Annotated in this window: 18 protein-coding genes and 1 other RNA gene; 13 read left to right on the forward strand and 6 right to left on the reverse strand. The window is 53.0% G+C overall.

Annotated features, from left to right (window positions below; all coding sequences use genetic code 11):
• Nucleotides 1–134: 134 nt before the first annotated feature.
• Nucleotides 135–875, forward strand: coding sequence for a hypothetical protein (locus RB2501_RS12095; RefSeq protein ID WP_015755125.1), 741 nt, complete (start codon nt 135–137; stop codon nt 873–875).
• Nucleotides 876–887: 12 nt separating this feature from the next.
• Here RB2501_RS12095 and RB2501_RS12100 read toward each other — a convergent pair whose 3' ends face one another.
• Nucleotides 888–2516 (reverse strand): ABC-F family ATP-binding cassette domain-containing protein, encoded by a 1629-nt coding sequence (locus RB2501_RS12100; RefSeq protein ID WP_015755126.1) that lies wholly within the window; start codon nt 2514–2516, stop codon nt 888–890.
• A gap of 214 nt (nt 2517–2730) precedes the next feature.
• On the opposite strand from RB2501_RS12100, the gene RB2501_RS12105 reads away from it, so the two are divergent.
• A complete protein-coding gene (locus RB2501_RS12105) occupies nt 2731–4107 on the forward strand; it encodes a transaldolase (RefSeq protein ID WP_238528071.1) in 1377 nt (458 codons plus the stop codon).
• A gap of 78 nt (nt 4108–4185) precedes the next feature.
• Here RB2501_RS12105 and fsa read toward each other — a convergent pair whose 3' ends face one another.
• The 3 genes from fsa to ffs form a co-directional block, all read right to left on the reverse strand.
• Nucleotides 4186–4845 carry a fructose-6-phosphate aldolase gene (gene fsa, locus RB2501_RS12110; protein ID WP_015755128.1) on the reverse strand — a complete coding sequence of 220 codons (660 nt, stop codon included), beginning with the start codon at nt 4843–4845 and terminating at the stop codon, nt 4186–4188.
• A 76-nt stretch (nt 4846–4921) separates the two neighbouring features.
• Entirely contained in the window at nt 4922–5734 is an 813-nt protein-coding gene (locus tag RB2501_RS12115; protein WP_015755129.1) for an SDR family oxidoreductase, read from the reverse strand.
• Nucleotides 5735–5809: 75 nt separating this feature from the next.
• An RNA gene (gene ffs / locus RB2501_RS16045) (signal recognition particle sRNA small type) lies at nt 5810–5908 on the reverse strand.
• A 120-nt stretch (nt 5909–6028) separates the two neighbouring features.
• Here ffs and RB2501_RS12120 point away from each other — a divergent pair.
• The 7 genes from RB2501_RS12120 (at nt 6029) to RB2501_RS12150 (ending at nt 12487) form a co-directional block, all read left to right on the forward strand.
• Complete coding sequence (locus tag RB2501_RS12120) at nt 6029–7072, forward strand: glutaminyl-peptide cyclotransferase (RefSeq protein ID WP_041327828.1); 1044 nt, start codon at nt 6029–6031, stop codon at nt 7070–7072.
• Complete coding sequence (locus RB2501_RS12125) at nt 7069–7464, forward strand: acyl-CoA thioesterase (protein WP_015755131.1); 396 nt, start codon at nt 7069–7071, stop codon at nt 7462–7464. Before RB2501_RS12120 ends, RB2501_RS12125 begins: the two co-directional genes overlap by 4 nt.
• A 201-nt stretch (nt 7465–7665) precedes the next feature.
• The gene (locus tag RB2501_RS12130; RefSeq protein WP_015755132.1) at nt 7666–8397 is read left to right on the forward strand and encodes a LytR/AlgR family response regulator transcription factor; all 732 of its coding nucleotides are present in this window, start codon (nt 7666–7668) and stop codon (nt 8395–8397) included.
• Between the two features lie 141 nt (nt 8398–8538).
• Nucleotides 8539–8817 (forward strand): hypothetical protein, encoded by a 279-nt coding sequence (locus tag RB2501_RS12135; RefSeq protein WP_148214367.1) that lies wholly within the window; start codon nt 8539–8541, stop codon nt 8815–8817.
• Nucleotides 8818–9792: 975 nt separating this feature from the next.
• Nucleotides 9793–10977, forward strand: a complete 1185-nt coding sequence (locus RB2501_RS16290) for a sensor histidine kinase (RefSeq protein ID WP_187289168.1) — start codon at nt 9793–9795, stop codon at nt 10975–10977.
• 46 nt (nt 10978–11023) lie between these two features.
• Nucleotides 11024–11692, forward strand: coding sequence for a response regulator (locus RB2501_RS12145; RefSeq protein ID WP_015755135.1), 669 nt, complete (start codon nt 11024–11026; stop codon nt 11690–11692).
• A 183-nt stretch (nt 11693–11875) separates the two neighbouring features.
• A complete protein-coding gene (locus tag RB2501_RS12150) occupies nt 11876–12487 on the forward strand; it encodes a hypothetical protein (RefSeq protein ID WP_148214368.1) in 612 nt (203 codons plus the stop codon).
• A 58-nt stretch (nt 12488–12545) separates the two neighbouring features.
• On the opposite strand, the gene glyA is transcribed toward RB2501_RS12150, so the two are convergent.
• Entirely contained in the window at nt 12546–13820 is a 1275-nt protein-coding gene (gene glyA / locus RB2501_RS12155) for a serine hydroxymethyltransferase (RefSeq protein ID WP_041327830.1), read from the reverse strand.
• A 188-nt stretch (nt 13821–14008) separates the two neighbouring features.
• Here glyA and fahA point away from each other — a divergent pair, with 188 nt between their 5' ends.
• Together fahA and RB2501_RS12165 are read left to right on the forward strand one after the other, a co-directional pair.
• On the forward strand, nt 14009–15292 hold the full coding sequence (gene fahA, locus RB2501_RS12160; protein WP_015755138.1) for a fumarylacetoacetase: 1284 nt from the start codon (nt 14009–14011) through the stop codon (nt 15290–15292).
• Between the two features lie 116 nt (nt 15293–15408).
• On the forward strand, nt 15409–16599 hold the full coding sequence (locus tag RB2501_RS12165; RefSeq protein WP_015755139.1) for a hypothetical protein: 1191 nt from the start codon (nt 15409–15411) through the stop codon (nt 16597–16599).
• Between the two features lie 112 nt (nt 16600–16711).
• Here the strand turns inward: RB2501_RS12165 and ytxJ are convergent, their stop codons facing one another.
• Nucleotides 16712–17101: a bacillithiol system redox-active protein YtxJ gene (gene ytxJ, locus RB2501_RS12170; RefSeq protein ID WP_187289169.1), complete on the reverse strand. Its 390-nt coding sequence runs from the start codon at nt 17099–17101 to the stop codon at nt 16712–16714.
• A gap of 125 nt (nt 17102–17226) precedes the next feature.
• Here ytxJ and clpB point away from each other — a divergent pair, with 125 nt between their 5' ends.
• Nucleotides 17227–19827: an ATP-dependent chaperone ClpB gene (gene clpB / locus RB2501_RS12175; protein ID WP_015755141.1), complete on the forward strand. Its 2601-nt coding sequence runs from the start codon at nt 17227–17229 to the stop codon at nt 19825–19827.
• Nucleotides 19828–19959: 132 nt separating this feature from the next.
• On the forward strand, nt 19960–20556 hold the full coding sequence (locus RB2501_RS12180; RefSeq protein ID WP_015755142.1) for a TetR/AcrR family transcriptional regulator: 597 nt from the start codon (nt 19960–19962) through the stop codon (nt 20554–20556).
• Nucleotides 20557–20569 lie beyond the last annotated feature (13 nt).

The raw sequence follows: 20569 nt of genomic DNA on the forward strand, positions 1-20569 counted from the left end.
ATTCGCCCCCTCAGGCCAATTTGCGGGAATCCGGAAAATGATTTTAACATATCTTTAACAGTTTTAACAACGATACTGTATTTGACTCCCAAAGCCCCAATGCGTATTTTTGGGTAATTGCTAAAAGAAAATTCATGTTAAAGAGGACCAATGTCGAATCCCGGTTGCAGGCGATCCGGGAAAGGGAGTGGCAGGATTCACAGCTTTCCGGCCTGCTCCAAGCCCTGCAAATCCAACAATCCGGGAGAGCCGTGCCAACAGATTTGCCCATCGCGGAAAGCGGGGACAACGATAGGGATGGGCGCCCGGGAAATCCGCCAAATACCTTTGATTTTGACCTGCTGGAAACGCGTAGGATCTACCGGCTGGATCAGATCCGGGCTGTTTGCATCGATTACCGGCTGCGCTTCCTGGACCTGAAGTACTTTAAACCTGAACTCCCGGAAAGTGCCCGTCAGGCCATTGCCGACCTGGAAAACGCACACGATACGCGGCTGGAGGGATTGAAAATCATCGCCCCTTCCCGCCTATTTAAACTCCAAGACCGGGACGACCCGTTGCTGTTTGTTCCCCTGGGGAACGATTACTTTTACCTGGTCCACAAATGGGGGAACGATCTCCACCCCCTGCGCCGTCTCCTGGTGTGGCCTTTCCGGAATATCGCCAACCTGACCCTGGTGGTGTTGCTGGTGAGCTACCTGGTCTCCCTGTTGGTGCCCGGCGGTTTGTTTTCCAAAAACGACAGCGCTGCGGAATTCTGGATCATCTTTTTCTTTATGTTCAAATCCCTGGCAGCCGTGGTGATTTTCTACGGTTTTGCCCTCGGGAAGAACTTCAACCCGGCTATTTGGAACAGTAAGTATTTCAATGCCTGAAACCCCGGCCCGTCAGGCTGGGACACCGTATAATTTCTGCCGTTGCTCCCGGATGGCCGGGTCAGACATGTAGTCGTCAAATGTCAGGTAGCGGTCGATGGTATGTGTCGGGGTGAGTTCCACAATACGGTTGGCCACTGTCTGGGCAAACTGGTGGTCGTGGGTCGTGAAAATCACCGTGCCCTTGAATTGTTTCAGGGAATTGTTGAAGGCCGTAATACTTTCAAGGTCCAGGTGGTTGGTGGGCTCGTCGAGCAGCAGCACATTGGCGCGCTGCATCATCATCCGGCTCAGCATGCAGCGAACCTTCTCCCCTCCCGAAAGGACCGTGCATTTCTTGAGTGCCTCTTCCCCGCTGAAGAGCATTTTACCCAGAAAACCGCGAAGGTATACCTCCTCTTTTTCTTCCTGGGTCTTCGCCCACTGCCGCAGCCAGTCTACCAGGTTCATGTCCTTGTCAAAGTAGGCGCTGTTGTCCGCCGGCAAATACGAGGTTGTAGTGGTTACCCCCCAGGAATGGGTTCCGGCATCCGGTTTCCGGTTACCGGTTATGATTTCATAAAAGGCCGTGGTTGCGCGGGAATCCTTTGAGATTAGGGCCACCTTGTCGCCCTTGGCCAGGTTGAGCTCCCCCTTGCGGAAAAGCCAGTCCCCTTCCTCGCTCCGGGCTGCAAGGCCTTCCACGTGGAGAATCTGGTCCCCGGCTTCGCGCTCCCGTTCAAAAATAATGGCCGGGTACCTGCGGCTGGACGGACGGATATCCTCCACGCGCAATTTCTCGAGCATTTTCTTCCGGGAGGTCGCCTGTTTGCTCTTGGCCACATTGGCGCTGAACCGCTGAATAAACTCCTGCAGCTCTTTGGCCTTTTCCTCGGCCTTCCGGTTTTGCTGGGCGCGCTGACGGGCTGCCAGTTGGCTGCTTTCGTACCAAAAGGTGTAATTGCCGCTATACAGGTTGATCTTTCCAAAATCAATGTCCGCAATGTGCGTACAGACGGCGTCGAGAAAATGGCGGTCGTGGGAAACCACGATTACCAGGTTTTCGTAATCCGCCAGGAAATTCTCGAGCCATTGGATCGTATCGTAATCCAGGTCGTTGGTAGGCTCGTCCATCACCAGCACGTCGGGATTCCCGAACAGGGCCTGCGCGAGCAGGACGCGCACCTTGAGTTTGCCTTCCATCTCTGCCATGCTCGCATGGTGGAGGTCTTCCCGGATCCCCAGGTTGGATAGCAGTGCAGCCGCATCGCTTTCAGCGTTCCAGCCGTTCATCTCTTCGAAAGCCACCTGCAACTCCCCAATCCGGTCGGCGTTTGCATCGTCGTAATCCGCATAGAGCGCCTCCATCTCGGTTTTGATTGCGAACAGGGGCTTGTTCCCCATCAGCACGGTTTCCAGTACGCCATGGGCGTCGTAGGCATTGTGGTTCTGTTCCAGCACGGACATGCGTTTGCCCGGCTCCAGGTGGACGTGTCCGGACGTCGGATCCACTTCGCCCGCGAGGATTCGGAGGAAAGTGGACTTCCCCGCCCCGTTGGCCCCGATAACACCATAACAGTTTCCGGGGTTAAACGTGGCATTTACCTCGTCAAAAAGGACGCGTTTGCCAAATTGGACGGACAGGTTCGAAACCGATAGCATATGTGCTGTTTTTAAATTTTTGCAAAAGTAATCAATTATCTGCCCAACGCCTATTAAAACAGCGTGTTAAAATCGGGCGTCCCGGAAGGCCGCAGCCCTATTTTTAACTAGCCATTAACAGGGGGCGCAAAAGGGTTTCAGTAATTTTGATCGGATATTTTGCAGACAAGATTGTATGGTAAACAAGTACTTTGGTGTTATACTTTTCGTACTGTTGTGTAGTTGTGGGGCTGAGGAATCGCAATCCTCAACAACCTATCTGGGGGGCGAGATCGTCAACCCGACCTCGGAGCAGGTAGTGCTCTTTAAAGGGGAAATTCCCATCGATTCTGCGCTTCTCGATGCCGACAACCGTTTTGAAATCCGATTGGATTCCCTGGACAACGGCCTATATCACTTTTTTCACAAGCCGGAAATGCAATACGTATACCTGGAACGGGGCGACAGCCTGCAGCTTCGGCTCAACACGGTGGCCTTTGACGAATCCCTGGTTTTCTCAGGCAGCGGAGAAGTCATCAATAATTTTCAGCTCGAAGTATTCCTGGATGCGGAAAAGGAGGAACAACTCATTCGCGAAGATTTCATCCACCTGGAACCGGATGCTTTCAGCAATAAAATCGATTCGCTCAGCGAGAGGAAGCTCGCTCAACTCAACGAATTGCGGTCCGAGGAGGGCTTTTCCGAAGACGCTTACCATATGGCCCGGGCCAGCATTGTCTATAAAAACTGGTTTTACAAAGAGAGTTATCCGTTCTGGCACCGGCGAGCCACCGACGACAAAACGCTTCATAACCTGCCAGAAGATTTCTATGCATACCGCAATGAGGTGTCCTACAGCGACCCCAGGCTCACCTACCTGAAACCCTATTACGATTTTATGAAATTCCATATAGGCAACCTGGCGTATATGGGCTGCAAAAAGGCATGTGAAGTGGATGAAGGGACAGGCAAACTCACGGGGAAATTGCACTTCAACCGACACCAGCTCGAATTAATCGACAGCCTGGTTCACCAGGAGACTTTGCGCGACAACCTGTTTCGCGGGGTGGCCATTGAATACCTGCTCAAGCACGATACGGAGGAAAATTTCCAGGCGTTTCTGGAGGAATTTCACAAGCGCTCCGGGAACAACCGGCACCTGGACGAGATCAACCGGCTGAGCGAAGGAATCCACAACCTGCGTCCGAACCATCCCCTGCCGCGTTTGCAGGTGTTGGGTGCGGATGGCGAAAAGTACTGGTTGCGGGATATTCCGGCAGCCGGGCAACAGACGGTTTTTTACTTTTGGTCAGGGCCCGAACAGCGGCACCTCAGGAATATCAGCCGAAGGGTACGCCAATTGGAAGAGCACCACCCGGATTACCGGTTTGTCGGTATTTGCATGCAAACCGAGGAGGCCCAGTGGAAGAATCTGGTAGCTACCTACAGCCTGACGCCGGAAGATCAGTTCCTGGCAGATAACTTCAAGGAATTTGCCCACACCCTGGTGGTCTTTAACCCGTATAAAAGCGTCATTGCCAAAGACGGGTTGATCGTGGACGGCTTTGCGAACCTGAATACTTCTTTCCGAACGCAGTCAAATCCCGAATAATAACCACTCAGGGCAGCCCTGGGATCCTGATTTCTGGGATCGGGCCACCTAACGAACTACCGGCTGGTCTATCTGTATTTATGAATTTCCCTTGCGGTAATCCGCCAGGAACTTCTCCAGCCCGATATCGGTGAGCGGGTGCTTCAAAAGGCCTTCAATAGCAGAAAGCGGCCCGGTCATTACATCGGAACCCAGTTTGGCACATTCTATCACGTGCATTGTATGCCGGATAGAGGCGGCCAGAATCTCGGTATCAAACCCGTAATTGTCGTAAATCTCCCGAATCTCGGCGATCAGATGCAGCCCGTCGGTGGATATGTCATCCAGACGACCGATAAACGGGGATACATAATTGGCCCCGGCCTTGGCGGCAAGCAAGGCCTGCCCGGCCGAAAAGACGAGCGTGCAATTGGTTCGGATGCCCTTGTCCGCGAAGTATTTCAGGGCTTTTACCCCGTCCCGGATCATCGGCACCTTGACCACAATCTGCTCGTGGAGGTCGGCGAGCTCCTCCCCTTCCTTTACGATCTCGTCAAAGGTGGTGGCGATCACCTCGGCGGATACATCTCCCCCGTCCACAATCTTGCAGATATCGATATAGTGCTTGAAAATATTGTCCTTCCCGGTAATCCCCTCCTTCGCCATGAGCGAAGGGTTTGTGGTTACCCCATCCAGGACGCCCAATGCCTGGGCTTCGCGAATCTGATCCAGGTTGGCAGTATCGATAAAAAATTTCATAGTGTATGTCGTTTAATGTTTTAAGCAGCCCCGCTTGCGAACAACAAAAATAACGAGGCGGCTGCTCCGGTCAAAACTACAATTTATAATGTTTCAGCAGAAGTCGTTCAAATATTTTATCGGGCAGCATCCGTTTGAGGGTCAGCGACAGCCGCTGCATGGGGCTACCCACGGTATAATGAACCCTGGGATGCTTTTTCTGCAGGATACGGTAGACTTTCCGGCCAACCTCCTCCGGGTCGTTCCCGGCATCCACGTGGTCGTCCATCAGTTTCAGGCTGTTGCCGTACGATTGCCGGTAGGGCGAATCTTCGAGCAGCGGGCTGTGAAAGCGGCCCGAGGCGATGTTTGTGGCGTAATCCCCCGGGGCCAGGGTGCACATTTTAATGCCGAAACCCCGAACCTCCATGCGGTAGGCTTCCGTTGCGATCCCGAGGGCCGACTTGCCGGCGCTGTATATGCCCCGATAGGGCAACCCCATAAACCCGGCAATTGAGGTGATGTTTACAATAAAGCCAGACTGCTGTTGCCGCATCACGGGCAGCACATGGCGGATGACGCGCAACGGGCCGTGAAAATTGGTTTCCAGGGCATCCAGGCACGCCTGGTGGGGCGTTTCTTCCAGCGGGCCCGTAATGCCAACCCCTGCATTGTTGATCAATATGTCGATCCGTCCTTCCAGGCCGAGGAGTTCCCGGACTGCCGACCTCACGGAGTCTTCGTCCCGGACATCGAGTTGAAGGAGCGTCACTGCCTCCCCCCCGGTGTTATTCGGGGATTTCCGGGTGGTTCCATAGACCCGGTACCCCCGGTCTGCCAGGTAGTGGGCCGTGGATTTTCCAATTCCCGAAGAGGCTCCGGTAATCAGTACGACGGGGCGATGTTGCATGCGCTCAAAATACGAATAAATATTCGACACCTTCCGGAAAAGGGGGGTCGCGACCCCTGGGAACAGGGCATAAAAAAACGGCAAGCTACCTACATCGCACCGCTACGACCGCATACCCTTGCTGCGTTCCCGCCCTGGGGGATTCTGCAGGAGCTGGTCGTGTAGGACTTGCCGCGCGCAAATATACGATGTTTTGCGTTTGGGACAATGGAAATGCATCCGTAATTTAGTACCCGTTCACGGCTTGGCCAGCGCGTGGATTTACAACCTGCTGACAATGACCAAACAATGATTATGACGAATTTGAAAATGGGCCTGACCGGCCTGCTGCTAACGCTTTTCCTCGCCTGCGACGGCGAGAACCCGGCCCGGGGCTTTGCTGTTGAACTCGGGAAGGGGGGCAGGAAATTTACCCATGGGGAGACCGTAGCGATCGGGTTGAAGAATACCTCCGGGACAGCCGTTGACTCCGTGGTTTATTCCCTGGATGGGGTTCGGCTCAACCCGGAAGGCGGACAGGTTCGCCTGGGCGATACCCGGCTCGGCGAGAAAAAACTGGAAGCCCGCGTTTATACCGCCGACGGGGATTTTACCCTGGAAAAAGAAATTACGCTCCTCGCGGGGAACGCCCCGGAAATCTACACATACGAAATCGTCAATACCTATCCACACGACCGGGATGCGTTTACTCAGGGGCTTGAATTCCGCGGGGACACGCTGTATGAAAGCACGGGCCAGAAAGGGGCCTCCAGCCTGCGCAAAGTGGATTTCCGAACCGGGGAAATCCTGGCGCGCACCGACTTGCCGGATACGTATTTCGGGGAGGGCCTGACCATCCTGGGCGATACGCTCTATATGCTGACCTGGCAGGCAAAAACCGGGTTTCTCTACAATCCGGATACCCTGGAAAAACTCGGGAATTTTGCCTATGGGGAAAGCCGGGAAGGCTGGGGGCTCTGCAACAACGGGGAATACCTTTTTAAAAGCGACGGCAGCCAACGGATATGGAAACTCGATCCCCGGACCCTGGAGGAGGTCGGGTATATCGAAACGGTCACAGACAAGTCTGTCTTCAACAAGGCGAACGAACTCGAATATGTAAATGGGAAGATCTATGCCAATGTCTGGCAGCGCCCGAGCATGATGATCATCGATGCCGCCAGCGGGGCGATTGAAGGTGTGGTCAATTTCGGGGGGCTGGAAAACAAGGTAACCCAGCACGACCAATTGGATGTGTTCAACGGAGTGGCCTACCACGGCGGGAGGCAGACATTCTTTGTAACCGGCAAACGCTGGGACAAGCTCTTCGAAGTGCGCATTGTGAAGCGAGACCCTTGAATCGCTACCGCACATACCGCAGGGTAGCCCCGGAAGACCTGGACAACCTGGACCACGTGAATAACATCCGGTATCTGGAGTGGGTACAGGAACTCGCGGGAGACCACTGGGCACAACTTACCCGGCCGGAATGGGATGCCGATTATATCTGGGTGGTTAAAAGCCACCAGATCCAATACCACCGCTCTGCCCTCCTTGGGGAAGAGCTAGCCCTTGAAACATTTGTGGAGGAGGCCCGCGGCGCCATCTCCAAACGCGTGGTGGAAATCCGAATGAGGGACTCCCTGGATCCTGTCGCCACCTGTAAAACGGAGTGGTGCCTGCTCGAAAAATCCCGGTTGACGCCCGTTCGGATGCCTTCAGGGATGATTGCGGCATTATTGGGGCGCTAACTACTCATTAACAGTGATTTACATAACATATTACAGTTTTTTCTTATAGTATCTGTTGCTTTTTCTTGTTTTTAACAGCAAGTATTCCCTACTTTTTCGTGCCGATCATCACAATTTGCGAGGTAAACCATAGTTTTTCTATGGTTTTTACATAGGCCTAAACACCTTGTAATCACTAATTTAACCAAATATTATCAGGCCTTGGAATTCAATTACAGCATTGTTGACCCAAACGCAGCCACTTTCCTTCAGCTTCAGCACTTTTTGGAGGAATACGAGGGGTTGCAATGCGTGGCCCACGATACGGAGCCCCGCAAGGCCCTTGACAGCATTCTGAAATACAACCCGGATGTGCTGTTCATCAACCTGCAGGAATGCGCCACGGAGTGTTTTTCAATGGTGCGGGACCTCTACCAGTACCTGGACACCCCGCCTGTCTGCATCGGGTTGGCACAAACCAAAGACTTTGCCTACGAAGCCCTGAAACACCAGTTTTTTGACTATTGGATGCTTCCTTTCAGCGAATTCGACATCCGCAAAACCCTGCTGAAACTGGGCAAACGACTCCCGGCCCCCGCCGAATCCCCGGTTATTTGCCTGCAATCGTACAAAGACTATCAATTCCTGGATACCAACGAGATCCTCTACCTGAAGGCGGACAACAACGCCACGGACTTTATCCTCAAGGACGGCACCAAAATCAGCGCGTTCAAAACCCTGAAGAGTTTTGAGCAGCAATTGCCTGCCAATTTTGTCCGGGTACACCAAAGTTATATCCTGAACCAGGACTACATCTCCCGGATCAACTACGGCAAAAACCGCTGCACGCTGAAATTCGCCAAGGCAGAATTGCCATTTTCCCGTGGGTATCGTCAAAATGTGGACGCACTCAAGCAAGCGCTCTCGCTGAAATCCCTCTCCGGTAATAATTAGCCGGATTCTCACAGATTCCTGTCAAATTCTCACAAAACCCTGCTGATTGCTAAATGCAGTCATAAAAAGTACCATGACTTTCTAGCTTCGGCTAATTTTCAGATGAAATTGATCCATAACAACCTTCTAACACTATTGATTATGAAAAAAGCAATGAGTTTTGCCGCCGTTTTGGTTTTATTCTTCGGATTAACCGCCTGCGAATCCGATTCCACCCTGGCCGATGTCGACGGGCTTTATGACGCGGAATGTACTACCTGTAATGATATAGATATCGACCCAGATGCAGATTGTACAACTTGCAATGATATAGATATCGACCCAGATGCAGAATGCACCACATGCAATGACATTGATATCGACCCGGATGCAGAATGCACCACATGCAATGATATCGATATTGATGGTGGGGATAACTAATCGAATAACTACAATAATTCAAGAGCCTTGCTGTTTGCAAGGCTCTTTTTTTAATTTTACCTAAAGCGAAATTAGTCCGTGACCTTCAACCGTTACATATGTATTTTTCTACTATTTGAACTTTTCATAGTTCTATCTTGTGGGAAATTTAAAGATCAGGCCGAGACCACTTCTCCGGAATACCATTTAATTTCACAAGAGATAGTAGGATTAAATTCGAATGAGTTATCCAAGCAAGAATTAAAGGAGACTTCATATCAACTTTTGGCTGAGCTTGAAACTAAAGGTCGGGACACCTTATTTCGCGAACTATACTTGTCTTTATTCGATAAAATCGATGACCGGGAGCACAAAACTCTAAAAAGGCAGCTTATTGACAGGGCATTATTGGTGGCTGAGGCAACAAGGGATTCAATGGCTCTTGGAACTTTCAATTTAGAATTGAGCCAATTTTATTGGAATACCAACTCTCCGGATAGTACCTTTCTAAAAGCTAATGAAGCATTCAGGATATTTACAGATTTAGGTGCTACCTATGAAGCAGGAAGAGGAGCTTATACTCTGGCCGCTGCGCAATTTGCCGCGAGTGACTACCTACAGGCAGAACAAACAGCTGTGTTGGCCCTTGAACTTTTTGAAAATTCTTCCAGCCCGGAGAAAAATCGCAGAATCATCTCTGCATACAATCTATTAGGATCCATTGCGACCGCTTTGAATGCATATGATCGTGCAATTGAATATCGGAAAACAGCGCTGGAATACTTTGATTCTGACGAACAATCTGGAAGAGCGTATTATGGCCTTCTCAATAATCTGAGCAATACCCAGATTGAAGCTGGATCCTACGAGGAGGCACTCCGCACCTTGGAAAAATTAGTGAAAAACCTACAATTAAGAAGTGATAATCCCCACCTATACGCAATAGTGTTACTAAATCGAGCACGTGCAAACTTTTCATTGGGAAATCTCGAAGACGTGGAATCCAATTATCTTGAGGCACTTCAAATTAGAGAGGAGTTAGGCGAAACGAGAAACCTCCCCAGAAGCAACTATTTCCTCGCCGAATATTATTGGGATCAACGGGATACTGCACGTGCGCGGGAACACCTGCAGGAAGGCAAGCGGATAGCGCTCGAAACCGAAGAACTGGACGGGCTTCAGGACATTCTCAAGTTGCAGATGCTGGTAGACCGGGAAAACAGCGCCCAATACGGGCTGGAACTCAGCGAACTCAAGGACAGCCTGATCCAGGAAGAGCGGTTGCTCCGGGATAAGTTTGCCCGGGTCCGCTACCAGACAGACCAGTATATTGCAGAAAATCAGTTCCTCAGCCGGCAACGCATGATGTGGATCTGGGTAACGGCCGGGATCGTGCTGCTGGGTATGGCCCTGTTGGTGATTATTAATCAGCGGATCCGCAACCAGAAGTTGCGTTTTCTCCAGCAACAGCAAGAGGCCAACCAGGAAATATTCAACCTGATGCTGACCCAGAACGAAAAAATCGAGGAGGGTAAGCAGGAAGAACAAAAACGGATTTCCGAGGAGCTGCACGATGGCGTACTGGGCGAGATGAACGGCATCCGGATGGTCCTTCTCGGGCTGAATGGAAAAGAGGATGAAAAATCCGTCAGCCTGAGGGCCCAGGCAATCGAAAAGCTCAAAAGCGTCCAGGAGGAGATTCGCGGTATATCCCATGCGCTCAGCGATGCCGCCTACCAGAAATTCTCTAACTTTATCGTCTCCATCGAGGACCTGTTGGAAAGCACGGCCGGGACGGCCGGTCTGGAACACCAGCTCGACTTCGACCGGGAAGCGGACTGGGACGGGGTGTCCGGCGAAATCAAGATCAACTTGTACCGGATTATCCAGGAATGCCTGCAGAATACGATCAAACACGCCCGGGCCAATAAGGTAGTTGTGGAACTACAAGCTTCGGAAAACACGCTCGTGGCGCGTATTTGCGACGACGGCCGGGGGTTCCACAAAAGGCGGGGCAAACGCGGGATTGGCCAAAAGAATATCGCCTCCCGGGTGCAACGTCTCGGCGGGCAGTGGGAGATTGCCTCCTCGCCGGGGTCCGGAACGGAAATACGAATCACCATCCCCCGGGGAAGGTCGCTGCAAAGCCCGTCGAATGAAGTCCTTGAGGGAATGCTATAAGGGAACGCTATAAAAAAGTAAGGCGCAAGAATTTGAAATCGAAACCATGAATATCATCCGCATTCTGGCTGTAGACGACCACGAAATGACCACCCTGGGATATAAATTCATCCTGGAGGACAGCGAATTTGAAGGATTTAAAGTGCATGTGGATACCTCCAAAACTTTTGAAGAGGCCTCGGAAAAAATCCGGCAGTCCGTCAACCGGCTCCCCTACCACATCATCCTGCTGGATATCCAGCTTTCCAGCAACATCGAACACAAGGAAAAGACCGGCGAAGACCTCGGGGTGCTGGCCCGGGAAGTGAGCCCGGAGTCCAAAGTGGTTTTCATGTCCTCCTTTAGCGACAACTACCGGATCAACAGTATCATGCAATCGGTAGACCCGGAAGGGTACATGGTGAAATCCGAAATCGACGAAGCCTCCCTCCAGGCCATGGTGAAAACCGTTACGTCCAACCCGCCCTACTACACCCAAAAAGCCCTGGCCGCCATCCGCAAGAAAATGGCCAACCGCATCAACCTGGACGAAAACGACAAAAAAATCCTCTACCACCTCTCAATCGGGACCAAGACTAAAGATATGGTCAACCATATCTCCCTCTCCCTCCCTACCATTGAAAACCGAAAACGCCATATCAAAGCGCTTTTTGGCATTGAAAAACAAAACGACCAGGCGCTGATTTCCGAGGCGCGGGATCGGGGCTTTATCTGATGCCCTGTTTTACGGGGTGTCAAACCCCCTTGCATTTCAACGACTTATATAAAAACCATCGATATATTATGGTTTTTACATAATCCATTCTGCCGTCATCCACGTACTTTTGTCACAGGACACTGCTTGGATTTTATTGACGGCGAGATGCAGACGAATTTTCCTTATGATTTATCCCTAAAAATGGATTCCAACCCCTCCCTGCCCGGGTTGGATGATTTCTTAAGATCCCTTGAGCGCATATTTTTTGCAGAATCCGAAGTAAAACTCGTATCGGGGAAAACCGGAGAAAATCAACTGATCCTGAACCTTCGCTGCCGCCTGAGCTTGCTGGATGTTCTCTACCATTTCCGAAAAGGCAATTGGGGCCATTGCGGAAACCCCGAATGCTGCAGTGCGGAAAACGACCATCTGAAGGTGCAGTTGGAAAATCTGCAAAACCGGAACACCCAACCGGTGGATATCGAAGAAGTCAACCTGGAACTGGAAGATGTCCTGATCGTGGTGCGGAGTACGGGCCCCGGAAGTATCGCCGGGGAAATCATCAGGCTTTTTGAGGCGCTTGGAGAGCACTATGTTCACTATACCAAGGGGCTGCAAGCGATTCCCTATGAGATTTACATCCCCGTAAAGGAATCGGTTTCCTTTGCATCCCAACCCCCCTCACACCACTCTGCCGATGCGTTCTACAATTATTGGGCGGTGTATTATGAAGATTCGGTAGATGCCAGGATCTACAGCCTGAGACAACGTCAAATCCTGGCGGAAGACCTGTTTTACAGCGATTCGGAATAGCATTTCTGCAATCCGGGATAATCTGCGCGCACCCTATGAGGGACCAGAATAGAGCTGGCTACCCGGCAAAAAGTGGCCGGCTTCCCATCATCTCATTGACTTCCTTTTTGACGGCTTGAGCCGTTTCAGTGGATTCCGGATCGGACAACACCCGGTCGATGAACGATACAACGGCCTCCATGTCCGATTCTACCAGGCCGCGGGTGGTGATGGCGGCGGTTCCGAAACGGATCCCCGAGGTAACAAAAGGCGACTGGTCGTCAAAAGGCACCATGTTTTTGTTGGCTGTGATATCCGCGGTCACCAGCAGGTTCTCCGCATCCTTCCCGGTAATTCCTTTATTCCGCAGGTCGATGAGCATCATGTGGTTATCCGTACCCCCGGAGATCAGGTGGTAGTCGCGGGAGACGAAAGCTTTGGCCATGGCATCTGCATTCTTTTGCACCTGGATGGCATAGTGGAGGAAGCCGTCCGAAAGGGCCTCGCCGTAAGCTACGGCCTTGGCGGCGATTATATGCTCCAGCGGCCCGCCCTGGTTCCCCGGGAATACCGCCAGGTCGATCAGCGAGGACATGGAGCGCAGTTTCCCGCTTTTGAACCGGATGTCAAACGGGTTTTCGAAATCTTCACCCATCAGGATCATCCCGCCCCGCGGGCCGCGGAGTGTTTTATGGGTGGTGGTGGTCACAAAATGGCAATGCGGGATGGGGTCGCTCAGCAGGCCTTTGGCAATCAGGCCCGCAGGATGCGCAATATCCGCCAGCAGGAATGCCCCTACCTGGTCTGCTATCTCGCGGAATTTCGCAAAGTCCATATCCCGGGAGTAGGCCGAGGCGCCCGCAATGATCATGCGCGGCTTCTCCTTCTCGGCGACCTCGAGGATCTTGTCGTAATCCAGGCGGCCCGTCTCCCTGTCCACCCCGTAAAATACCGGTCGGTAAAGTTTTCCGGAAAAATTCACCGGCGAGCCGTGGGTAAGGTGGCCCCCATGGGAAAGGTCGAAGCCGAGGATTGTATCCCCGGGTTTCAAACAGGCCTGGTAAACCGCGGCATTCGCCTGGGACCCCGAATGGGGTTGAACATTCGCATAAACCGCCCCAAAGAGTTCTTTGGCACGGTCGATGGCGAGTTGCTCTACCTGGTCCACCACCTCGCATCCGCCGTAATAGCGTTTCCCCGGGTAACCTTCAGCGTATTTATTAGTAAGGACCGACCCGGCCGCCTCCATCACCTGTGAGCTGGCAAAATTCTCGGAGGCGATGAGTTCCAACCCGTTGATTTGTCGTTGCTTCTCGGCCTGGATCAGGTCGAATATTTCTTGGTCTCGTTGCATTTCAGCAGTTTTGGTTAACGATTGAGCCGGCTTTTTCCGTTCTGCGCTACCCCCCGTAATTACAGGCGATACGGCCATGGCTGGCAGGTTTGATTCCGCTCGGTAAAAGTACGAAAGGACAGCAGTTAAACCAGATAAAATGATATATTTGATCAGGAACTTATCAAATAAAAAATTAACAATATCCTATGTCCATTAAAGCCAATGACCCGAGCCGACAGTCCTGGCTCAACGTACCTGAAGATTCCGATTTTCCCATCCAGAACATCCCCTTCGGGGTTTTTCTGACCCGGGACGATGTGATCACGATTGGAACCCGGATCGGGGATACGGCCATCGACCTGGGTGCCATGCACCAGCTCGGGTATTTCCGGGATATTCCCCTGACGGACGATATTTTCCTGCAGGATAGCCTGAATGATTTTATTTCGGACGGCAAAAAAACCTGGCGCCTGGTGCGGAACCGGATTGCCGAGGTATTTGATAAAAATAACCCGGAGCTGCAAGAACACGAAGCGCATCGCAAAACCGTGTTGTTCGACATGGATGAAATTGAGATGCAATTGCCCGTGCAGATTGGCGATTACACGGATTTCTATTCGAGCAAGGAACACGCCACAAATGTGGGCAGCATGTTCCGGGATCCGGATAATGCCCTGTTGCCGAACTGGCTGCACATCCCGGTGGGGTACCACGGCAGGAGTTCCACAATCGTACCCAGCGGGACGCCCGTGCGACGCCCCAATGGACAAACCCTGCCCAAGGATTCGACACAACCCGTATTCGGACCTTCCAAACGGGTGGATTTTGAGCTGGAAATGGCATTTATCACCACGGATGCCAACAAGATGGGCGAGCCTATCCCCGTGGCGGAAGCAGAGGACTATATCTTTGGCCTGGTCCTTTTTAACGACTGGAGCGCCCGGGACATCCAGAAATGGGAATACGTCCCGCTCGGCCCCTTCCTCGCAAAGAATTTTGCCTCGTCCATATCCCCCTGGATCGTTACCCTGGATGCCCTGGAGCCGTTCCGCACCGAGAGCCCGGCCCAGGATCCCGAACCCCTCCCCTACCTGCGCCAGACGGGGAAAAACAGTTTTGACATTTCCCTGGAAGTAGACCTGATCCCGGAAGGCGGCGCGCCGGCCACCATTTGCAAATCCAATTTTAAATACATGTACTGGACGATGGCCCAGCAACTCGCCCACCATACCGTGAACGGCTGCAAGGTGAACAGCGGGGATATGATGGGAAGCGGCACAATTTCAGGCCCCACCCCGGATTCCTACGGATCCATGCTGGAGCTTTCGTGGGCCGGCAGCAAGCCGTTATCCCTCCCGGGCGGAGCCACGCGGGTATTCCTTGAGGATGGGGACACCGTGGTAATGCGCGGACATTGCAAATCGGAAGGCCTGCGTATCGGCTTCGGGGAAGTTCGCACAAAACTCTTGCCTGCCCCGGCATCCAATTAACTGCAGCACAGTCTTTTGATCCCATTTATACGAAGTTTCATCGATTTTCGTTCTATTTAGGGTTGATTTTGGCACAAACCTTGAAAACCATTTGCCAAACCCCTAAACAGACCATCATGAAAAAAGCACTACTCTGCGGACTCGTCCTGGTTCTGGCCGCTGCCTGTGGCGGCGTCAGGAAAACCCAGGAAGCCGTGAACACCGGAAATTACCAGCAAGCCATCCACCGGGCCATCGACAACCTGGCGGACAACAAGACCAAAAAGGGCAACCAGGCCTATGTGCTGTTGCTGGAAGAAGCTTATGCAAAGTATACCGAGCGGGAATTGCAGGAGATTGCCTTCCTGAAACAGGACGGGAATCCGGCCAACCTGGAAACGATTTATGAGAAATACAACCACCTGAAGGAGGTCCAGAACCGGATCCGGCCGCTCTTACCCCTCCCCATCTTTGAGGAGAACCGGGATGCGAGGTTTCGATTTGAAAATTACGACCGGGAAATCCTGGCCACCAAAGACGACCTTTCGGAATACTTGTATACGAATGCCTCCCAGCTGCTGGCCGGGGCGCAGACCAAGTACGACTACCGGCAGGCCTATGACGATTTCAGGTACCTGGAGGAGATCAACCCGGGGTACGGGGATACGCGTGACCTGATGGAACAGGCCCGGATCAAAGGACTGGACTATGTCAAGGTTACGATGATCAACGATACCCAGCAAATCGTGCCGGCCCGCCTGGAGGAGGAATTGCTGAATTTCAACACCTACGGCCTGGACGACCTCTGGACCACCTACCACACCAACCCCGTGGATGAGGTGGAATACGACTACGAAATGCAGGTTGCCTTCCGGGATATCGTTATTTCCCCGGAGCGCGTCAACGAAAAGCAATTTATCCAGGAACGCCAGATCCCGGACGGCAAACAATTCCTCCTGGACGAGGAAGGCAATGTGGTCAAGGACAGCCTGGGCAATAAGATTGAAGTAGACCGCTTCCGTTCCGTGCGATGCAACTTTTACCAGTTCACGCAGCAGAAAACTGCCCACGTAAACGGGAATGTGAATTTTATCGACCTGCACACCCGCCAGTCACTCAATTCCTATCCCCTGGCCAGCCAGTTTGTATTTGAACATGTCTACGCCAATTACGACGGGGACAGGCGGGCATTGGACAACGATTTGGTAGCCCTGCTGGACCTCGCCGCCGTGCCGTTCCCTTCGGATGAGCAGATGGTTTACGATGCAGGGGAGGATTTAAAGGCCCGGTTGAAAAACATCCTCCAACGACAGAAATTCAATCGCTAGGGATTGCGTTTCCCTGGTATGGAATTGCCAGGCAATACCCATTATTTGAAGCCCCGGTCTCAGGCCGGGGTTTTTTATTGCCGTACATTCAGGATTAAACGGATACGGGCTTTCAGCCAACCGGGAATTCCTCAGGGTCCAGGCTCTCGATAGCACCGTGGGAAGCGTGAGCCACCAGTTCCCCGTCGCGGATAACCAGCACCTGGGGGGATTGGTGGGTGCAACCGAACCGTCCTGCCACCAAATCCGAAAGGGGCCGGTTCCGCTTTACGTCGATCAGGAAAAACTCTGCCGCCCCAGCCGGCCACAGGCCCTGGAAGCGCCCGAGCATGATCCGGCTGATCCCGCAGGAATTGGAATGCTTGAACACCACCTGCAGCCCGCCTTCCGCAACAGCGTTAAAAAGGGCCTCCCCTTCCGGGTCTTCCAGGTTGTTCCAGGGAAACCCTCCCCGGGATTCCCCTTCCGTGTTGTCCCCCGACCCAAATAGGTTTCCAAACATATTTGCAATTCCCATATATCCTGTCTTATTGTCTTGAATTATTCGTTTTTGGCTGTCAAAATGGCGGTGAAGCCCCCTTGGTAGGATTCTTGACATCCAAGGGCATAAACGTAAGCATAACAAGGATGAACATAAATAATTTTACCATAAAATCCCAGGAGGCCATCCAGCAGGCGCAGCAGCTCGCCCAGGAGATGGGCCACCAGCAGGTGGAAAACGAACACCTGTACAAGGCCATCGCCACCGTGGATGAAAACGTCCTCCCTTTCCTGCTTAAAAAACTGCGGGTCAACGATGTGCTCGTGGGGCAGATCGTCGACAAGGAACTGGAATCCTTCCCAAAGGTTTCCGGAGCGGACCTGATGTTTTCGGCAGAAGCCGGGCGTACGCTGAATGAAGCAAACTCCATCGCCCGGAAGGATAAAGACGAATACGTATCCGTAGAGCACCTGATCCAGGCCATCCTCCGGTCGAAGTCGAAGGTGGCCCGTATCCTGAAGGATCAGGGCGTGAACGAGAGAGACCTGGGCAGTGCCATCGCAGAACTCCGCAAGGGCGGGCGGGTTACCTCCCAGAGTGCCGAGGACACCTATAATTCCCTGGACAAATATGCGCGAAACCTGAACCAGCTGGCCGATGCCGGCAAGTTGGACCCGGTTATCGGCAGGGATGAGGAAATCCGCCGGATCTTGCAGATCCTCTCGCGGCGAACCAAGAACAACCCGATGCTCGTCGGGGAACCCGGAACGGGCAAAACGGCTATTGCCGAAGGCCTGGCCCACCGCATCGTCCAGGGCGACGTGCCGGAAAACCTGAAAGACAAGGTCATTTACTCCCTGGATATGGGGGCCCTGATTGCCGGGGCCAAATACAAGGGCGAATTTGAAGAGCGCCTGAAATCCGTAATCAAGGAAGTCACGACTTCGGACGGGAATATCGTGTTATTTATAGACGAGATCCACACCCTGGTAGGGGCCGGGGGCGGGCAGGGCGCCATGGATGCCGCCAACATCCTCAAACCCGCGCTTGCGCGGGGGGAATTGCGGGCCATCGGCGCCACCACCCTGGATGAATACCAGAAATACTTTGAAAAGGACAAGGCGCTCGAGCGGCGCTTCCAGAAAGTCACCGTCGAGGAGCCCGATACGGAGGCTGCCATCTCGATTCTCCGTGGGCTGAAGGAAAAATACGAAACCCACCACAAGGTCCGGGTCCGGGATGAAGCGGTCATCGCGGCGGTGGAGCTTTCCGAGCGGTATATCACGAATCGCTTTTTGCCGGACAAGGCCATCGACCTGATGGACGAGGCGGCGTCCAAGTTGCGGATGGAGATCAACTCGAAGCCGGAGGAACTCGATGCGCTGGATCGGAAAATCATGCAGCTCGAAATTGAAATCGAGGCGATCAAACGGGAAAACGACCCGGATAAACTCAAAGCGCTGAATGCGGAGCTGGCAAACTTCAAGGAGGAGCGCAATGAGATCTTTGCCAAATGGGAAAGCGAACGCGAAGTGGTGGACGGGATCCAGAAGACCAAACAGTCAATCGAGGAATACAAGCTGGAAGCCGAACGGGCTGAACGCAATGGCGATTATGGCCGCGTGGCCGAATTGCGGTACGGAAAAATCAAGGATGCACAGGCCCAGCTGGAAAAGTTGCAGGAGGAACTCGCCAGCCAGCAGGAGGCCGGGACGCTGATCAAGGAAGAGGTCACCCGGGAGGATATCGCCGAGGTGGTGGCTAAATGGACAGGGATCCCGGTAAACAAGATGCTTCAGAGCGAACGGGAAAAGCTCCTGCAGCTCGAGGAGGTCCTCCATAAGCGGGTCGTCGGGCAGGATGAGGCTATCGAAGCGGTATCCGATGCGATCCGGCGAAGCCGTGCCGGCCTGCAGGACGCCAAACGGCCCATCGGCTCCTTCCTGTTCCTCGGAACGACCGGGGTGGGGAAAACCGAACTGGCCAAGACACTGGCCGCCTACCTCTTTGACGACGAAAACGCAATGACGCGAATCGATATGTCCGAATACCAGGAACGCCATGCGGTAAGCCGCCTGGTGGGGGCTCCTCCGGGCTATGTAGGATATGACGAAGGGGGACAACTCACCGAGGCCGTCCGCAGAAGGCCCTATTCGGTGGTCCTGCTGGACGAAATCGAAAAGGCCCACCCGGATACATTCAATGTCCTTTTGCAGGTTCTCGACGAAGGCCGGCTAACCGACAACAAGGGTCGCGTGGCGGATTTCAGGAACACGATCATCATCATGACCAGCAACATGGGCAGCCATATTATCCAGGAAACCTTTGAGGACAACCCGGATATTTACAGTGCTACGGAAGCCGCCCGGGTAGAAGTCCTGGGCCTGCTGAAGAAATCCATCCGCCCGGAATTCCTCAATCGGATCGATGACATCATCATGTTTACCCCGCTGAGCCGGGAGGATATCCGGCAGGTGGTGCGCTTGCAGCTGGACCATGTACGCAGCATGCTGGCCGCCCAGCACATCGAGATCGACGCCACGGAAGAAGCCGTAGAGTACCTGGCAGACAAGGGGTTTGACCCGCAATACGGGGCGCGCCCCATCAAGCGGGTGATCCAGAAGGAAGTACTCAACAAACTTTCCAAAGAATTGCTCAGGGGCAGCATTCGCACCGATGGCGTGGTGCTGATCGACAGCTTTGAGAACGAGCTGGTTTTCCGCAACCAGGATGAGTTGGTGGAATAACCGGTAATGCTTTAAAACCCGCCGATTACAGCGGGGTAAATGCCCCCGGCCAGCTGGCCGGGGGTTTTATTTTTGGCTACTATTATACCATACCGTATCTAATTTTTATATTAGCAGGAAATAACCACCTACATGACTACCAAAGCCGAACGGACCACAGCCTACATTATTGAAACCGTGGCCCCTATTTTCAATCGGCAGGGATATGTGGGAACGAGTATGAGCGACCTCACGGAGGCAACCGGCCTCACCAAAGGGGCGCTTTACGGGAATTTCGAAAACAAGGACGCGCTGGCCCTGGCGGCCTTTGAATACAATAGCACCCTGTTGCTGCATGCCCTGGAGAAGCAATTAAGCGGTCCGGGCACCGCCATGGAGCGCCTGGCAAACCTCACAGAGTTTTATAAGAATTACGATACGTTTACGCGGGATATGGGAGGATGCCCCATCCTGAATGTGGGGGTGGATGCGCAGTATAACCACCGCACCCTGGCCGCTGCGGCCCGCGAAACAGCCCGGACGATTGAAGGGAAAATCGCCGTGGTCCTTGAAGACGGTATCCGGGAGGGCGAACTGCGCCTGCCGGTTCCCCCGCTGCTCTTTGCCAAACAACTCTTCACAATGATCCTCGGGGCCGTCACAATGGCCACGATCAGCAACGACCGGAAATACCTCCACAATACGATTGCCTACCTGGAAATCCTGATCAAAAAAGAACTCGGCAAATAATCTGCTGGCAACG

This window comes from Robiginitalea biformata HTCC2501, assembly GCF_000024125.1.
GTDB classification, from domain to species: domain Bacteria; phylum Bacteroidota; class Bacteroidia; order Flavobacteriales; family Flavobacteriaceae; genus Robiginitalea; species Robiginitalea biformata.